The following is a 305-nucleotide window of genomic DNA, read 5'->3' as shown; positions in this document are numbered from 1 at the left end:
TTAGCGCAAGGATTTCTCGGCAAGAAGGGGAACTTCGTGGAATCCTTGCGCTGGGACAGGGCTTAGCGCAAGGATTCTACGAGCTCAAGGAGGATTCCGAAAAATCCTTGCGCAAAGGAAGCGCGCAAAGGAAGTGCGCAAAGGAAGCACGAGCGAAGAGCAAGCGAGAAAGGTAAAGAAAGGTAAAGAGTAGCACAGGAGGGGGTGGAGAAGGACACCAGAGCAGGGACACCACTTGGCGCTAGTGTCCTGCGTCAGAAATTCATTGACGAATTCACTACCCCTCAGTCCCGCTTCGCGGGCCA

Origin of the sequence: Bifidobacterium jacchi, from assembly GCF_009078285.1 — a bacterium.
GTDB lineage: Bacteria > Actinomycetota > Actinomycetes > Actinomycetales > Bifidobacteriaceae > Bifidobacterium > Bifidobacterium jacchi.
Note: the sequence above shows the minus strand (reverse complement) of the source record.